The organism is Paenibacillus sp. NFR01, from assembly GCF_900111565.1.
Classification (GTDB): Bacteria; Bacillota; Bacilli; order Paenibacillales; family Paenibacillaceae; genus Paenibacillus_AQ.
Window position 1 is genome coordinate 40,078 of sequence record NZ_FOIK01000005.1, and the last position, 15,619, is coordinate 55,696.

15 protein-coding genes and 1 other RNA gene are annotated in these 15,619 nt (G+C 52.8%); 14 read left to right on the plus strand and 2 right to left on the minus strand.

Annotated elements, in window-relative coordinates; all coding sequences use genetic code 11:
* From gpmI to BMW84_RS19580, 12 genes are all read left to right on the plus strand, one after another.
* On the plus strand, positions 1-1,545 hold the full coding sequence (gpmI, locus tag BMW84_RS19525) for a 2,3-bisphosphoglycerate-independent phosphoglycerate mutase (protein ID WP_091071274.1): 1,545 nt from the start codon (positions 1-3) through the stop codon (positions 1,543-1,545).
* Between the two features lie 45 nt (positions 1,546-1,590).
* Entirely contained in the window at positions 1,591-2,877 is a 1,287-nt protein-coding gene (gene eno, locus BMW84_RS19530; protein ID WP_091071276.1) for a phosphopyruvate hydratase, read from the plus strand.
* A 200-nt stretch (positions 2,878-3,077) separates the two neighbouring features.
* Positions 3,078-3,311, plus strand: a complete 234-nt coding sequence (gene secG / locus BMW84_RS19535) for a preprotein translocase subunit SecG (RefSeq protein WP_091071277.1) — start codon at positions 3,078-3,080, stop codon at positions 3,309-3,311.
* Positions 3,312-3,522: 211 nt separating this feature from the next.
* A complete protein-coding gene (rnr, locus tag BMW84_RS19540) occupies positions 3,523-6,423 on the plus strand; it encodes a ribonuclease R (protein ID WP_091071591.1) in 2,901 nt (966 codons plus the stop codon).
* 365 nt (positions 6,424-6,788) lie between these two features.
* On the plus strand, positions 6,789-7,268 hold the full coding sequence (gene smpB / locus BMW84_RS19545) for an SsrA-binding protein SmpB (protein ID WP_025699468.1): 480 nt from the start codon (positions 6,789-6,791) through the stop codon (positions 7,266-7,268).
* A gap of 178 nt (positions 7,269-7,446) precedes the next feature.
* Positions 7,447-7,810, plus strand: a transfer-messenger RNA (tmRNA) gene (ssrA, locus tag BMW84_RS19550).
* 252 nt (positions 7,811-8,062) lie between these two features.
* Positions 8,063-8,263 (plus strand): cold-shock protein, encoded by a 201-nt coding sequence (locus tag BMW84_RS19555; protein WP_091071279.1) that lies wholly within the window; start codon positions 8,063-8,065, stop codon positions 8,261-8,263.
* Between the two features lie 80 nt (positions 8,264-8,343).
* Positions 8,344-8,556 (plus strand): cold-shock protein, encoded by a 213-nt coding sequence (locus BMW84_RS19560; protein ID WP_091071281.1) that lies wholly within the window; start codon positions 8,344-8,346, stop codon positions 8,554-8,556.
* A gap of 173 nt (positions 8,557-8,729) precedes the next feature.
* A complete protein-coding gene (locus tag BMW84_RS19565) occupies positions 8,730-9,155 on the plus strand; it encodes a VOC family protein (RefSeq protein WP_091071592.1) in 426 nt (141 codons plus the stop codon).
* 3 nt (positions 9,156-9,158) lie between these two features.
* Entirely contained in the window at positions 9,159-10,076 is a 918-nt protein-coding gene (locus BMW84_RS19570; RefSeq protein WP_091071282.1) for a VOC family protein, read from the plus strand.
* 373 nt (positions 10,077-10,449) lie between these two features.
* A complete protein-coding gene (locus BMW84_RS19575) occupies positions 10,450-11,172 on the plus strand; it encodes a uracil-DNA glycosylase (RefSeq protein ID WP_139209653.1) in 723 nt (240 codons plus the stop codon).
* 80 nt (positions 11,173-11,252) lie between these two features.
* Positions 11,253-12,326 (plus strand): SGNH/GDSL hydrolase family protein, encoded by a 1,074-nt coding sequence (locus tag BMW84_RS19580; protein ID WP_091071284.1) that lies wholly within the window; start codon positions 11,253-11,255, stop codon positions 12,324-12,326.
* 72 nt (positions 12,327-12,398) lie between these two features.
* On the opposite strand, the gene BMW84_RS19585 is transcribed toward BMW84_RS19580, so the two are convergent.
* Entirely contained in the window at positions 12,399-13,241 is an 843-nt protein-coding gene (locus BMW84_RS19585; RefSeq protein WP_091071286.1) for an aldo/keto reductase, read from the minus strand.
* Between the two features lie 84 nt (positions 13,242-13,325).
* Positions 13,326-14,258: a hypothetical protein gene (locus tag BMW84_RS19590; protein ID WP_091071288.1), complete on the minus strand. Its 933-nt coding sequence runs from the start codon at positions 14,256-14,258 to the stop codon at positions 13,326-13,328.
* Positions 14,259-14,412: 154 nt separating this feature from the next.
* Between BMW84_RS19590 and BMW84_RS19595 the strand changes: the two genes are divergently transcribed.
* Together BMW84_RS19595 and BMW84_RS19600 are read left to right on the plus strand one after the other, a co-directional pair.
* Positions 14,413-14,802: a MerR family transcriptional regulator gene (locus BMW84_RS19595; RefSeq protein WP_091071290.1), complete on the plus strand. Its 390-nt coding sequence runs from the start codon at positions 14,413-14,415 to the stop codon at positions 14,800-14,802.
* On the plus strand, positions 14,799-15,560 hold the full coding sequence (locus BMW84_RS19600; protein WP_091071291.1) for an SDR family oxidoreductase: 762 nt from the start codon (positions 14,799-14,801) through the stop codon (positions 15,558-15,560). The genes BMW84_RS19595 and BMW84_RS19600 overlap by 4 nt, the downstream gene beginning before the upstream one ends.
* Positions 15,561-15,619 lie beyond the last annotated feature (59 nt).

Below are 15,619 nucleotides of genomic sequence, written 5' to 3' on the forward strand. Positions count from 1 at the left end.
ATGTCTGCACCAAAACCTGTAGCACTGATCATCATGGACGGCTTCGGACTGCGCAACACCGATGAAGGCAATGCCGTTGCCCAAGCCAACAAGCCGAACTATGATCGTTACCTGAAGCAATACCCGAACACTACGCTTACCGCAAGCGGCGAAGCTGTAGGTCTTCCGGAAGGACAAATGGGCAACTCCGAAGTCGGTCACCTGAACATCGGTGCAGGCCGTATCGTATATCAGGACTTGACCCGGATTGACAAGTCCATCCGTGACGGGGAATTCTTCGACAATGAAACGCTGGTTGCTGCGGTAAGAAACGCAAAATCGACCGGCAAAAAACTTCACCTGTATGCGCTGGTATCCGACGGAGGGGTACATAGCCATATCAGACACTTGTTCGCGATGCTCGACCTGGCCAAAAAAGAAGAAATGCATGAAGTTTACATTCATGCCTTCATGGATGGCCGTGACGTGCCGCCGGACAGCGGTCAAAAGTTCATTCAAGATCTGATCGCCAAAATCGAAGAGGTGGGCGTAGGCACCATCGCTACCGTGTCCGGCCGTTATTTCGCAATGGACCGCGACAAACGTTGGGAACGCGTAGAGAAAGCTTACCGCGCCATGGTTTACGGCGAAGGTCCGAAATACACCGATGCTCTGCAAGCGATCACGGCTTCCTACCAAAATTCGGTTTATGACGAATTCGTGGAGCCAAGCGTGATTGTCGACAGCGAAGGCAACCCGGTAACGAAAGTGGAAAGCGGCGATTCCGTCGTGTTCCTCAACTTCCGTCCGGACCGTGCCATCCAGTTGTCCCAAGTGTTCACGAACTCCGATTTCCGCGGTTTCGACCGTGGTCCGTTGTTCCCGCAAAACCTGCATTTCGTCTGCTTGACCACATTCAGCGAAACGGTGCAAGGCTACGTGGCCTACTCGCCGAAGAACCTGGATAACACGCTGGGCGAAGTGTTGGTTCAGCACAACAAGAAGCAGCTGCGCATCGCGGAAACCGAAAAGTATCCGCATGTTACCTTCTTCTTCAGCGGCGGACGCGATCAGGAACTGCCGGGTGAAACCCGCATTCTGATCAATTCCCCGAAAGTGGCAACCTATGACCTCCAGCCTGAGATGAGCGCATACGAAGTGGCGGCGGCCTGCGTAGCGGAAATTGAAGCGGACAGACAAGATGCCATCATCCTGAACTTCGCAAACCCTGATATGGTTGGGCACTCCGGCATGCTGGAGCCAACGATCAAGGCCGTTGAAGTAACGGACGAATGTGTGGGCAAGGTCGTGGATGCGGTTGTCGCTAAAGGCGGCGTAGCCATCATCATCGCCGACCACGGCAATGCCGATATGGTATTTGACGAAGAGGGCCGTCCGTTTACGGCGCATACAACCAACCCGGTTCCGTTCATCGTGACTTCCGAGAACGTCGTATTGCGTGAATCCGGCATCCTCGCTGACGTGGCTCCAACGATTCTCGACCTGATGGGCATTCCGCAACCTGCGGAAATGACCGGTCAATCGATGATCGCCAGCCGCAAATAAGCTTGACCCCAGAATAAAATCAAGTATAAAGGAGATTAAATTAACATGACGATTATTACTGATGTTTATGCTCGCGAAGTCCTTGACTCCCGCGGTAACCCAACTGTAGAGGTTGACGTATATCTGGAATCCGGCGCTAAAGGCCGCGCAATCGTTCCATCCGGCGCTTCCACCGGCGCTCACGAAGCTGTTGAGCTTCGCGACGAAGACAAATCCCGTTACCTGGGCAAAGGCGTTCTGAAAGCTGTTGAGAACGTAAACGAAATTATCGCTCCTGAAGTCATCGGCATGGACGCTCTGGACCAACTGGGCATCGACAAAGCCATGATCGCGCTGGACGGAACGCACAACAAAGGCAAACTGGGCGCTAACGCGATCCTGGCCGTATCCATGGCTGTTGCCCGCGCTGCTGCTGCTGCTCTGGACGTACCTCTGTATGTTTACCTGGGCGGATTCAACGCTAAACAACTTCCAGTTCCTATGATGAACATCGTTAACGGCGGCGCTCATGCCGACAACAACGTTGACGTACAAGAATTCATGGTACTGCCAGTTGGTGCACCTAGCTTCAAAGAAGCTCTGCGTACCGGCGCTGAAATCTTCCACGCGCTGAAAGCCGTTCTGAAAGGCAAAGGCCTGAACACTGCAGTTGGCGACGAAGGCGGCTTTGCTCCTAACTTCACTTCCAATGAAGACGCTCTGTCCTCCATCATGGAAGCTATTGAAAAAGCTGGTTACAAACCAGGCGTAGACGTATTCCTCGGTATGGACGTTGCTTCCACCGAATTCTTCAAAGACGGCAAATACCACCTGGAAGGCGAAGGCAAATCCTTCACTCCGGCTGAATTCGTTGACCTGCTGGCTTCCTGGGTTGATAAATACCCAATCATCACGATCGAAGACGGCTGCTCCGAAGACGACTGGGAAGGTTGGAAGCTGCTCACTGAAAAACTGGGCAACAAAATCCAACTCGTTGGCGACGACCTGTTCGTAACCAACACTGAACGTCTCTCCAAAGGTATCGAAGAAGGAATCGGTAACTCGATCCTGATCAAAGTGAACCAAATTGGTACGCTGACTGAAACCTTCGACGCCATCGAAATGGCTAAACGCGCAGGTTACACTGCAGTTGTCTCCCACCGTTCCGGTGAATCCGAAGACAGCACCATCGCTGACATCGCCGTTGCGACCAACGCCGGCCAAATCAAAACAGGTGCTCCTTCCCGTACGGACCGTATCGCGAAATACAACCAATTGCTCCGCATCGAAGACGAACTGGGCGAATTGGCTCAATACAACGGCTTGAAATCCTTCTACAACCTGAAGAGATAATTGCCGACATAATAAGCAAGGAAAGGGCCTGCCGGCTACGGCGGGCTCTTTTTCTATGCATTAAAGGGTCGAAGTAGCATGAATTCAAATAGATTGGTTGTGTTCCTTGGGCCGCTATGATAAAATAAAAATGCTGTTTATGAAACGTGAAATCTAAATTCCCATAGATAGTGATGCTTGCACGTAGGAGGTGGAAGTGAATGGAAATCTTTTTCAAAGTGTTGCTCCTGATTTTTTCCGTAGGTTTGATTGCGGTCGTTCTTCTGCAAAAGGGGAAAAGCGCGGGACTTTCCGGTGCCATCTCCGGCGGCGCAGAGCATCTCTTCGGTAAAACGAAAGCGCGCGGCATGGATCTCGTGCTGCAGCGGGTAACGGTAGGACTGGCGGCCGGATTCTTTATCCTGGCGATCGTCGTTGCCATTATCGTGAAATAACTATACCTAAAGCAAGCCCTTTGCCCTGTTCTCTAAGGAATGGAGCAGAGGGCTTTTTTGTTAGGGCAATGCAGGGATGCCCGGGATTGATTTCGTGTATACTAGGGTATGAGTATATAAAGGTTAAATTTAACTCCAGCATGTACGGGCTGACCGGGATATACATATATTCGCGGCAATGCTATTGCTGCGGAGCGTTGAGGTGAACATGTTGATTACAGAACAACAACTGCTTGATTTCATGCGAGAAACGGCTTATAAGCCGCTGACCTATGATGAATTGATCAACCATTTTGCAATTGAACAACAGGCGGATTTTACGGCGTTTGAGGCACTGCTTCGCGATCTGGAGCAGGATGGAAAAATCGTGCTGACCCGCAGTGGCCGTTACGGCGTGCCGGAACGGATGGACCTGCTCCGCGGCCGGCTGCAGGCGCATGCGAAGGGTTTTGGTTTCTTGATTCCCGACGATAAGGATCATCCCGATGTATACATTCATGCCAATGACCTGAAGGGCGCCATGAACGGCGATATCGTGCTTGCGCGCATTACGTCCCGCAGTCCTTCGGGCGGCCGGATGGAAGGCGAAGTCGTGCGCATTGTCCGCCGCGGCGTGCTGCAGACGGTCGGGGTGTTCCAAAGCTTCGAAACGTACGGTTTTGTACTGCCCGATGACAAGCGGATCAACCGCGATATTTTTGTACCCAAGGAGTCCTTCAAGGGCGCTGTGGACGGCGAGAAAGTCGTCGTGCGCATTGTGAGCTACCCGGAAGGCCGGGCGGCGGCCGAAGGGGAGATTATCGAAATTCTTGGGCATAAAGATGACCCGGGCGTCGATATTTTGTCCGTCATCCGCAAGCATCAGCTGCCGGAGGCGTTCCCCGCGGAAGTGATGGCGGAAGCGGAAGCGGCGCCGGACTCCATAACCGAAGAAGAGATCGTGGCCCAGGGCCGCCGCGACTTGCGCGGACTGAACATCGTGACCATTGACGGCGAGGATGCCAAAGACCTGGACGATGCGGTGAATGTCGAGCTTCTTCCAAACGGCCATTATAAGCTGGGCGTGCATATCGCCGATGTCGGCTATTACGTTCGCGAAGGCTCCGAACTGGACAAGGAAGCGTACAACCGCGGATGCAGCGTTTATCTGGTCGACCGGGTCATTCCGATGCTCCCGCATCGTCTGTCCAACGGCATCTGCAGCTTGAACCCGCAGGTGGACCGGCTGACGATGTCGTGCGAGATGGAATTCAATGAACATATGAAGGTCGTCAAGCATGACGTGTTTACCAGCGTAATTCGGACCAAAGAACGGATGACCTACACGAATGTCCGTAAAATCCTCGAGGATGAGGACCCGGAATTGCTGGAGCGGTACAGTCCGCTGATCGAAGATTTCCGTCTGATGAAAGAGCTGGCGATGAAGCTGCGCGGGGCGCGGATGCGGCGCGGCGCGGTCGATTTTGACTTCCAGGAGAGCAAAATCCTCGTCGATGAAAACGGCAAAGCATACGATATCGTCAAACGCGAGCGTTCGGTGGCCGAGCAGATCATCGAGGAGTTTATGCTGGCTGCGAACGAGACCGTGGCGGAGCATTTCCACTGGCTGAAGGTGCCGTTCCTGTACCGGATTCACGAGGATCCGGACCCGGAGAAGCTGCAGAATTTTATGGCGTTTGCCGCCAATTTCGGCTATCACATCAAAGGCCGCGGCAATTCCGTTCATCCGCGGGCGCTGCAAAGCCTGCTGGAGGATATCCAGGGCACCAAGGAGCAGACCGTCATCAGCACGATGATGCTGCGTTCCATGAAGCAGGCGAAATACGACGCTGAGAGCACTGGTCACTTCGGGCTGGCAGCGGAATACTATTCGCATTTTACTTCGCCGATCCGCCGGTATCCCGACCTTGTCATTCACCGCGTGATGCGCGAGGTGTTCGAGGGCGGCGGGGCGCTAACGCCGAAACGGCTGGAGTACCTGTCCAGCCGAATGCCGGACATCGCCCAGCAGTCATCCGAGCGCGAGCGCGTCGCGGTGGATGCGGAGCGGGATACGGAGCAGCTCAAGAAAGCGGAGTACATGCTGGACAAGGTGGGCGAGGAATTCGATGCCATGGTCAGCAGCGTAACCAGCTTCGGCATGTTCATCGAGCTGGATAACACCGTGGAAGGGCTGATCCGGCTCAGCAATTTGACCGACGATTATTACCACTTCGACGAAGCCCATATGATGCTTATCGGCGAGCGGACGTCGAAGGTGTTCCGCATCGGCGACGAGGTGAAGATCCGCGTAGCCAAGGTAAATATGGACGACCATACGATCGACTTCGAGCTGGTCGATATGAAGCCGCGCGCGGCGGGCGAGCATCGCAGCTATACCGGCCGATCCGGCGGGTTTGGCTTTGGCGGCAAAAAAGGCGGCGCTCCCGGCAAGTTTGCCGGCAAAGCCGGTAAGGGCAAAGCCGGGGAGGCCCGGGGCGGCAAAGGCGGAAAAGCCGCCAAGAACGGCAAGCCCGGCGGCAAAGGGAAGCCGGGCAAAGGCGGCGGCTCCGGCTTCGCCGGCGAGCCGCGGGGAAGCTGGCTGCCCGCAGGTACGGGCAGCCCGGAAGGCGGCGCCGGTGCAGGCGCCGCTGACAGTGCGCCGGCCGCGGGCGAACGCGGCGGCGAAAGCAATGCCGGCGGCGGAAGCGGCCGCCGGCGCAAAGGCGGCCCGGCCGAAGCGGCGCGCCGGGCCTTTGAGGTCCTGGAGCGCGGCGGAGGCGCTCCAGGAGGCAGCGGCGCCGGGCGGAGCCGCGCCGGAGACGGCGGAAGCGGTGCCGCGGGGCGCGGCATCAGCTTCAGCTTCGGCTCCGGCAAGGGCGGCTACGGCGCCGACACGGGCGAGCTGCGCGGCGTCGACTCGAGCACGCGCTTCCGCAGCCGCGAGGACCGCGGCGGCAGCTTCGGTGCGGGCGGCGGCACCGGCGAGCGCACAGCCGGCGGCAAAGGCAAGAGCCGCCGCACGAAAAAGAACCCTAGCGGCGTATTCAGCCCTTCGGCAGCTCCGGCCCCGGAGGGCCAGGCCGAAGGCGGTACCCGCCGCAAGAAGAAAAAGAAGAAATCCAAGGAATAGGATTTCTTCCCCATACCTCCAAGCGCCAGGCCTTCGGGTCTGGCGCTTTCTTTTCCACAACCAACTTCCTGACAACCAGTTGTCAAAAAGGAATGTTATGATATAAATGTAAGCGTTTTCTTTATTTTGGATTATGCAGTAAGAAACTTCAACTTCCTGACAACCTGTTGTCAAAATGGGCGCTTTTTGTGGGACGGCTGGCCTTCGATTTTTTAAATTAAACTGTACAGGGAAACGCTTTAGCCTTCCTTGCGTTTGCGTGAGCGCTTTTGTTACAATAGAGGTCGGACGTTTGGGAAGGATTCCGTTTGGCCGCAGAACCAGCGCATTCAGACGCCGCAATATGTTTTCAAGGAGTGATTGTGATGGGTAAAAAGGCAGACGGGAAAGTGCTCGCCCAGAACAAAAAAGCTTCCCATGATTATTTTATCGAGGATACCTACGAGGCGGGCATGGTGCTGACGGGAACCGAAATTAAATCGCTGCGAAACGGCCGGGCCAATATCGGCGATGCGTTTGCGACGATCCGCGGCGGGGAGATTTTTGTGCACAACATGCACATCAGCCCGTTCGAGCAGGGCAACCGCGCCAATCCGGACGATCCGACGCGCACGCGCAAGCTGCTGCTGCACAAGGAGCAGATCAGCAAGCTGCTTGGACATTCCAAGCAAGAGGGCTATACGATTGTTCCGCTGAAGGTGTATGTCCGCAACGGCTACGCCAAGCTGCTGCTCGGCATCGGCAAAGGGAAGAAGCAATACGACAAACGCGATTCCGCCGCTAAACGCGACGCGCAGCGCGACATCCAGCGGGCCCTGCGGGAGAAACAGAAGGTCGCGAGGTAACTGCCAAACTCCGCCTGCGTTTCCTGCAACATCTTTGTGATTATGCTGCAAAATGTGATATACTCTTTCTTGTAGCACTAATGCTTCAAGTGATCCTGCGCCTTTCAGGCGGAGATTGTCACGGGGATGGATCGACTTTTGCCGGCGATTCCGTTCATCCAAGAAGCCCTTATAATGAGGGGCCGTTTTTGGATTCGACGGGGGTAGTTCGAGCATGGATAGCGAGTAGTGGGGACGCGTCCGCTTCATCAACGCTAAAGCCAATTAAACGGCAAACAAAACAACAACTTAGCTTTCGCAGCTTAATAACCTGTGAGCTAGCTCCTACCTTCCATCGCCCATGTGGCGGGCTAGGGGCTCAACTTTAGTGGGATACGCCGTCTGGTCTCCGCCTGGGGTCAACGGAAGAAGATAATCAGGCTGACCCAACGTATAGCCGGTTACGGGGCGCTACTCGGGTGACATCAAAACTGTAACTACACTCGTAGAAGTCTGTGTGGCGTTGCCTTCGGACAGGGGTTCGACTCCCCTCGGCTCCATATGGAGTAAGTAAAAAGCCATCAGCCAGTATTCTGGCTGGTGGCTTTTTGGTATGTGTTGAATTCCGGCCTAGAGTTCAATCAGCTTTAAAGTTGTAACTCAGCCCCAGTTATGTTATAGTTAGTTTATTGGAATTTCGACCTGAGTCACATATTGTAGAGGGTTATAATTTTGATTCTATAACCTTGTACAATATGTGATTTTTTTTGGAATTTGAAGATCATGTACAAATACAAATATGGAGGTAATAAATCATGGAAAAAGGAACAGTTAAGTGGTTTAACGCAGACAAGGGCTTTGGATTTATCGAGGTTGAAGGCGGCAGTGACGTATTCGTTCACTTCAGTGCAATCGTTAGCGACGGTTTCAAATCGTTGGACGAAGGTCAACGCGTTGAATTTAACGTAGTCCAAGGCAACCGCGGCCCACAAGCCGAGAATGTTGTTAAACTGTAAAACTGCTGTTCGGAAGCCCCAAACTTGACGTTGGGGCTTTTTCTTCGCTCATTATTCCAAAAGGGAAAGAAGGATGCCGCTTGTACTATTCACGGAAAAGACTGCTGATTGATCTTCCAGAGGAAATGACAACGATATGGTCATGCACCAATGATAAGTGCAACGGCTGGACGAGAGATAATTTTGTATTTTCGATTCAACCGCTCTGTGGCCAGTGCAATTCCTTAATGGAAAAAAGCGAGAAGATGCTGCCGATACTGGCGAATACAAGTCCAACTCAGACCAAACGCTAAATTAAGCGAGGATCACTGAAGGCACCTTACGGGGTGTCTTTTTTTCATTTCTGAAGATATTCTTTTTCCCGAAAAATAAAGCGATCATACGTTCGTGAAATCCGTTTATTTCCTTCAATTATTGTGTATAATAAAGCTGACTGACCAACTTGTTCCAAAGGGGATGAAGCATGATGTCAATCCGTTTGAACCCGTATTTTGTTATTAATGGACACTCGAGAGAAGCCCTTTATTTCTATGAAAAAGCGCTGCGCGGAAGCGTGGTCGGAATCATGACGTTCGGGGATTTGCCGGAAGATCCAAATCATCCGCTGACCGATGAGATGAAGGCCCTTGTAATGCATGCGCATTTGAAGGTCGGTGATGCGGATCTCATGTTCTCCGATACTTTTCCGGGTACGTCGCATCAGGCGGACGGGGATACGGTTCAGATTGCCATCCATCCTACGGAAGAGTCGGACGCGCGGGAGATTTTCGCCGCACTGGGAGACGGCGGCCAAGTGTTCATGCCGCTGCAAAAGACGGATTGGAGCCCTTTGTATGGGATTGTGAAGGACAAGTTCGGTGTTACTTTTCAGATCAATGTTGCGGGGGTATGATGGATGACAAATACGAACTCCAAGATCGTTCCGCATATTTGGTATAACAAAGAAGCGGTCGAAGCCGCTAACTTTTACGCCGCTGTTTTTCCCGAATCCAAGGTTACGAGTGTGACAACCCTTCATGACACGCCGTCGGGCGACTGCGATCAAGTCTCTTTTGAAATATGGGGACAGAAGTTTATGGCCATCAGCGCAGGGCCGTATTTTAAGCTGAATCCGTCTGTGTCTTTCTTCGTTAATTTTGATCCGTCACGCGAAAAGGACGCTGCACAGAAATTAGACGAGGTCTGGAACAAATTATCTGAGGGCGGACAGGCACTTATGCCGCTTGATAAGTACCCATTCAGTGAGCGGTATGGCTGGATTCAGGATAAATTCGGCGTGTCCTGGCAGCTGATGCTTACGAATCCGGAAGGCGAGGAGCGTCCGGCGATTATTCCATCGTTTTTGTTTGTGGGGGATCAATGCGGCAGGGCAGAAGAGGCCATGACTCTCTATTTGTCCGTATTTGGCAACTCGCGGCAGGGGGCGATTGTCCGCTATCCGCAAAGCATGGAGCCTGACCGGGAAGGAAACATTATGTTTTCTGACTTTATGCTGGAGAATCAGTGGTTCACTGCCATGGACAGCGCGCACAATCATCAATTCCGTTTCAACGAAGCGATTTCTTTTATGGTGAAATGCGATTCGCAAGAGGAGATTGATCACTACTGGGAGAAGCTTTCCGCGGTTCCCGAAGCGGAACAATGCGGCTGGCTGACCGATCCGTTTGGCGTGTCGTGGCAGATTGTTCCGGCGGAGATGGACGAGATGCTGGGGAAAGGTACACCGGAGCAAATTGCGCGTGTGACGAAGGCTTTTCTGCAGATGAAAAAATTCGACCTTGCCGCACTGCGTGAGGCTTATCGGGGCGGGTGAGAGCGTAACCCTTAGCGCTCTATCAGGGATAGCATAGTTACAGTAATGCAAAAAGCGATGAGAGCAAAGCCTCACCGCTTTTTTTGATGTATGCTGCAGCCCACGCCTATGGTCGGCGGAAGTGGAGCTATAATTTTTTATGGAAGTTAGTGAGCCGGTTGAGCGGAAGGTAGGGTTACGTCTCGTGGTCATCCTCAACCGGCGCAGACAGGCTTAAAACTTATGGGTTAGCTTCTGCGTTTGGTAAGATATTGACTGCCAAACACAACGATCAGACCCAGTGCACACAATGCGATACCCATAATATCAAACCTCCCTCTAGGAAATTATACCAGTTACTCCGGATAACATAAACAATATTGGAGGTAGTCCAATGGACCGGCATAACCTCGCGGCAGCTTTTATCAAAAGGGTAAGCGACTACGCTACGCTCGAAAATGTTATCAACCCTTGGAAAGATTACGTCGACGGGTATGATATTGGCCCGGAGGCCGTAGAGATCCGGCGAAATCAGCTGCTGCGATATCTGGCTCCAAGAATATGTGTCGCCCGGTTTATTTTGATTGCCGAAGCCGTCGGATATCAGGGGGCCAGATTCTCGGGGGTTCCTTTAACATCGGAACGGATGGTGACGGGGAATCACCCGTTTGTGAAGCCTCCGATGATTTTTGACGGCGGCCCGGGCGGGCGTACCAGTCTGCCTGATCTGCCCAAACCAAACCGGATGCAGGCGGCCTACGGGTTCTCGGAACCGACGGCCTCCATCGTGTGGGAGGCGGCATTGGCTTCTGGCCAATGGGAACCGACGGACTTCATCTTTTGGAATATCTATCCCTTCCATCCCTTCAAGTCCAGCCAGGACATGATGACGAACCGTACCCCGACTTCGGCAGAGCTAAGTGTAGGAATGAAGGTCGCAAATGAGTTATTTAATTTAAGCCCCGGCGCCGAAATTGTTGCGATCGGCCGAAAAGCCGCAGAGACGCTGATGCTCCATCACGTGAATCATCTCAGTGTACCCCATCCGGCTAACGGGCGGGCCAATCTTTTTCGCAGTGCATTGAAAAATATCCTCGACTCGGCCGCCGGGCACTAATTGCGTAATCCAGTCCATTGCCAATATCCGGCTCTCTCTGCTACTGTTACTGATATAAAGCTAGAGAAGGAAGGCATAAAATGTCAGAGACTACGCAAGTTTATACAGCAACGAAGGAATACGTCAAAATCATTGGCAGAACTCATTACTACAACGATGCATTGTGGCTGGCGTTGTCCGGGAGCGGAGTGGAATTTTCGTTTTTTGGGACCAAAGCTCACGTAACGATTAAAGGTGATCAAATCGCGCAAGGCGAGACCAATCTGGCCCGTATTGCCATCGAGGTGAACGGCAAGCGGGTTGTGGATGAGCAGATCGATCAGCCCTTGAGAAGCTACACCGTATTCGAGAGCGAGACGGAGCAGCAGGTTACGGTAAAAATCATCAAGCTGTCGGAAGCGGCCATGTCCACAGTTGGCATTCAGGAGATCATTGTCGATGCCGCCGAGGGCATTCGGCCTGCTTCGCCCAATGTACATACGATCGAATTTATCGGCGATTCGATTACCTGCGGGTATGGGGTGGACGACGAGGTGGCGCTGCATCCTTTTTCAACGGGTACGGAAGATGTGACCAAAGCCTATGCTTACCTGACGGCGCAAGCGCTGCAGGCCGATTACAGCATGGTGTCATACAGCGGGTATGGCATTATCTCCGGATATACGGACAATGACCAGAAGCTTTTGACCCATCTGATCCCCGATTATTATGAGAAGGTTGCCAAATCCGAAGGCCGCCTGGACGGTACGCTGGACCCGCTGACGTTAAGCTGGGACTTTAGCGCATTTACGCCGGAGCTGATCGTCGTTAACTTGGGCACGAACGATGACTCTTATACCAAGGATTTTGCCGATCTACAGGCGGATTATGCCGAGCAGTATACCGAGTTTTTGAAAATGGTCCGGAAAAACAATCCGGAGGCACAGATATTGTGCACGCTGGGGATCATGGGAGACAGGCTGTTCCCGTTCGTAGAGCAGGCCGTTGTCCGCTATATGCAGGAAACGGGCGATACACGCATCGCCACGATGAAGTTTGATGTTCAATTGGAGGAAGACGGCTACGCCGCAGATTTCCATCCGTCGCAGGTTACGCATAAGAAAGCCGCGCATAAATTGACCGCGTATATCCGGGAGCTTATGGGCTGGAATTAAGGATACGCGCAAAAAAAAGGACATTGGCATCCCGCCAATGTCCTCTTTCTATTCCCGCCAACGTCAATCGGTTTACATTTCTTCGTACACCGCCGGGTCCTGATTCCACAAACGGCCGTCCGGCTGATTAAACCCGGAAAGGATATGCATTTCCGCTTCCGACAGTTCAAAGTCAAAGATGTCCAGGTTTTCCTTCTGATGCGCAAGCGAGCTTGCCCGCGGAATCGGAATGGCGCCAAGCTGAATATGCCAGCGCAGAATGACCTGGGTCGGCGTTTTGCTGTGAGCGGCGGCAATGCCCTTGATCGCCTCGTTGTTCAGCATGTCGTGGCCGCGGCCAAGCGGGCTCCAGGATTCGGGCACGATGCCGTATTTGTCATCCTTGGCCCGTTGTTCTGTTTGGTCAAAATAAGGATGGAGTTCGATCTGATTGACGCTTGGCGCAACGCCCGTCTCCTGAACCAGACGTTCATTATGCTCCGGCAGGAAATTGCTGACGCCGATGGAGCGGATATATCCGCGTTTTTTGGCTTCGATCATGGCTTGCCAGGCTTCGACGTACCGGTCCGTGATCGGGTTCGGCCAGTGAATCAGGTATAAGTCGTAATAATCCAGTCCGGCTCTGAACAGGGATTCTTCGATGGTCTCCAGCGCTTCCTTGTAAGCGTGATGACGGCCCGGGAGTTTGGAGGTGATGACCAGCTCATCTCTCGGAACGGAAGACTTGCGGATAGCTTGTCCGACCGCGCCTTCATTTTCGTAGTTAAACGCCGAATCGATCAGCCGGTAGCCGGCATCCATCGCATGGATAAGTACCTCTACCCCGGCAGCTCCTTTAATCCAAGCCGTCCCGAAGCCGATGGAAGGGATCTTCAAACCGTCATTCAATGCTTTTTCCGGAATCCTCTTGTTCATCTAGTGCGCCTCCTTAAGCAGTATCCACTTTTTTAGGATAGCACTTATCCCGGGGGCAGGCAAAAGGGGATCGGAATACTCCGCTTATTCGGTTAACGCATCGACTTCTTTCTCGAAGGCGTCCGTGTACTGATTCAGAATGCTGGCATCGTAATCGGAGCTGCTGTCGTTGGCTTTGGGCGGATGCTGCTGGATCAGCGCGTACAGGCGATCGGATTCGCCGGAGAGCTTGGCCCATACGCTTTTCACGGAATCGTACTCTGTGCCAAGGCCGCTCATATAAGTATCGTATTCTTTCTTTTTCTCCATGGTTTTGCCTAATTGCTGAACGGTAAAGTTAATATCGATGCTCTCCCCGGTGCTGCTGGTACCGCTGTGGATATACCAGCTGATTTCGACGAAGGCATCATTCCACAAATCGTCAATAACGAAGCTCTTGATCTCCCGCAGCATGTCCTTTTCGCTTGGCTTATTGGCAGCCTGGGAGGTTTCCGGTACCGGTGTTTTGAATGCGCTTCTTGCTTGGCCGAACGACTCCTCGTCGGACGAATTGCTGGCCATGAGCACTTTTTTATCAGTGATAAACACGATGAGCTCGCTTTGCGGGTTGTTGCCTTCTTCTCCTTGAATCAAAACCGCTTCTACCTTCATGTTGTCCTCTTTGGAATAATCGGCGGATTCGATCACCTGAGGGTCTTTCAGTTTGTGGTCGTCCGGCGTTTCGATGGCTTGCGCGAGCTGGAACAGCGGCTGGGCGTCCGGGTAGACGTGATCCTGGATAAATGTCTTTTTCGCTTCCTCATCCGAACCGTTCAGAAAAATATTCACGTAGTCCAGCGCGACATTCTCAGCGGCGGACAATTTTTTGGGCGCTTTGCTGGGCGCCGCTGCCTGCCCGTTTACCGGTTGAGACGAAGCATTGTTGGATTTATCAGTGTTATTTCCGTTGTTATCGGATCCACACCCGGTTAGTGCTGCGGCAGTCAGAAGCAAAAGGATGGCAAGTTTTGTTTTCAATGATTCATTCCCCCAGAAGATGTAATGTTTTTCATTGGTATGTACGGAGAAATTTGGAGGAGCGTTTCAACAAAATTTTTATATTGACTTAAACCATGGTTTAAGTCGTATGCTAATCCTGTCGACAATGAATGATCGGTTTGGAGGCCTTCAGATGAAATATTATTCCATTGGCGAAGCGGCGGCACTGTTCCGTATTCCGGAGTCCCGTTTCAGGTACTATGAAAAACAAGGTTTGCTCCCCCTCATGGAGCGGGATGCAGCCGGCCGGCGGCGTTTCTCCGAGGATCAAATTGCGCTTTTTGGCATGGTACTCTGCTTAAAGCAGACGCATATGCCGATCAGTGAAATCAAGCAGTACATTGATTGGGTAGTAGAGGGTGAAAGCACCACGGAGCTGCGGCTGGAGATGATGCAAAAGCATAAGGCTGCGGTGCAAGAGGAAATGTCGCTGATGACGAAAGCGCTGGAAGGAATAGATGTGAAGATTGCGCGTTATATGAACGCCCGCAAAAATAAAAACAGAGAAGAGGCTAAATCATGAAGCTGACGGGAAATACGATTCTGATTACCGGGGGAAGCGCCGGAATCGGACTGGCTTTTGCAGAACGTTTCGTAAAGGCAGGAAATCGGGTTATTGTGTGCGGACGGCGCGAAGAGGTGCTTCAAGCGGCGCAAGCAAAGCTGCCGGGCTTGATTACCCGTTTATGCGATGTGAGCGTGGAGGCGGAGCGCATTGCCTTGTTCGATTGGGTTACCGCGAATCACCCCGAAGTGAACGTGCTGGTCAATAATGCCGGCACCCAGCAGCGGTTTAACGTGCTCAAATCGGGCGCCAAGGATCATTGGAGTTACTTTCATCAGGAGATTGCTACGAATCTGGATGCGCCGGTTCATTTGGCGCTGCTGTTCGCTCCGTATTTTGCAGAAAAAGAAGCGGGAGCGATCATCAATGTAACCTCAGGCCTAGCTTTCACGCCGTTTGCTATTGCGCCGATTTATTCGGCGACCAAAGCTGCGCTGCATTCCTTTACGATGAGCCTCCGGCATCAGCTGTCGGAAACGGCCGTGGAGGTGATCGAGGTAGCGCCGCCGGCGGTGAACACGGATTTGGGCGGCTCAGGACTGCATACCCATGGCGAACCGCTGGACGCTTTTGCCGACGGGATTTTTGCGGGATTGGCAGAAGGGAAGGTCGAGATCGGGTACGGCACTTCCGAGGCCCGCCTGCGGATGTCGCGGGATGACATCGATAAGTATACGGCAAATATGTATCAGTCCACGAAAAATATGGTGGAATAACATGACCAGGGAGCCTCTGATCTGAGGAGGAAGATATGCCGTTCTGCTATAATCCACAG

Coding starts and splice junctions, on each gene's coding strand:
- gpmI (WP_091071274.1), top strand. CDS start 1: ATGTCTGCACCAAAACCTGTAGCACTGATCATCATGGACGGCTTCGGA.
- eno (WP_091071276.1), top strand. CDS start 1,591: ATGACGATTATTACTGATGTTTATGCTCGCGAAGTCCTTGACTCCCGC.
- secG (WP_091071277.1), top strand. CDS start 3,078: ATGGAAATCTTTTTCAAAGTGTTGCTCCTGATTTTTTCCGTAGGTTTG.
- smpB (WP_025699468.1), top strand. CDS start 6,789: ATGGGTAAAAAGGCAGACGGGAAAGTGCTCGCCCAGAACAAAAAAGCT.
- BMW84_RS19555 (WP_091071279.1), top strand. CDS start 8,063: ATGGAAAAAGGAACAGTTAAGTGGTTTAACGCAGACAAGGGCTTTGGA.
- BMW84_RS19565 (WP_091071592.1), top strand. CDS start 8,730: ATGTCAATCCGTTTGAACCCGTATTTTGTTATTAATGGACACTCGAGA.
- BMW84_RS19570 (WP_091071282.1), top strand. CDS start 9,159: ATGACAAATACGAACTCCAAGATCGTTCCGCATATTTGGTATAACAAA.
- BMW84_RS19575 (WP_139209653.1), top strand. CDS start 10,450: ATGGACCGGCATAACCTCGCGGCAGCTTTTATCAAAAGGGTAAGCGAC.
- BMW84_RS19580 (WP_091071284.1), top strand. CDS start 11,253: ATGTCAGAGACTACGCAAGTTTATACAGCAACGAAGGAATACGTCAAA.
- BMW84_RS19585 (WP_091071286.1), bottom strand. CDS start 13,241: ATGAACAAGAGGATTCCGGAAAAAGCATTGAATGACGGTTTGAAGATC.
- BMW84_RS19595 (WP_091071290.1), top strand. CDS start 14,413: ATGAAATATTATTCCATTGGCGAAGCGGCGGCACTGTTCCGTATTCCG.
- BMW84_RS19600 (WP_091071291.1), top strand. CDS start 14,799: ATGAAGCTGACGGGAAATACGATTCTGATTACCGGGGGAAGCGCCGGA.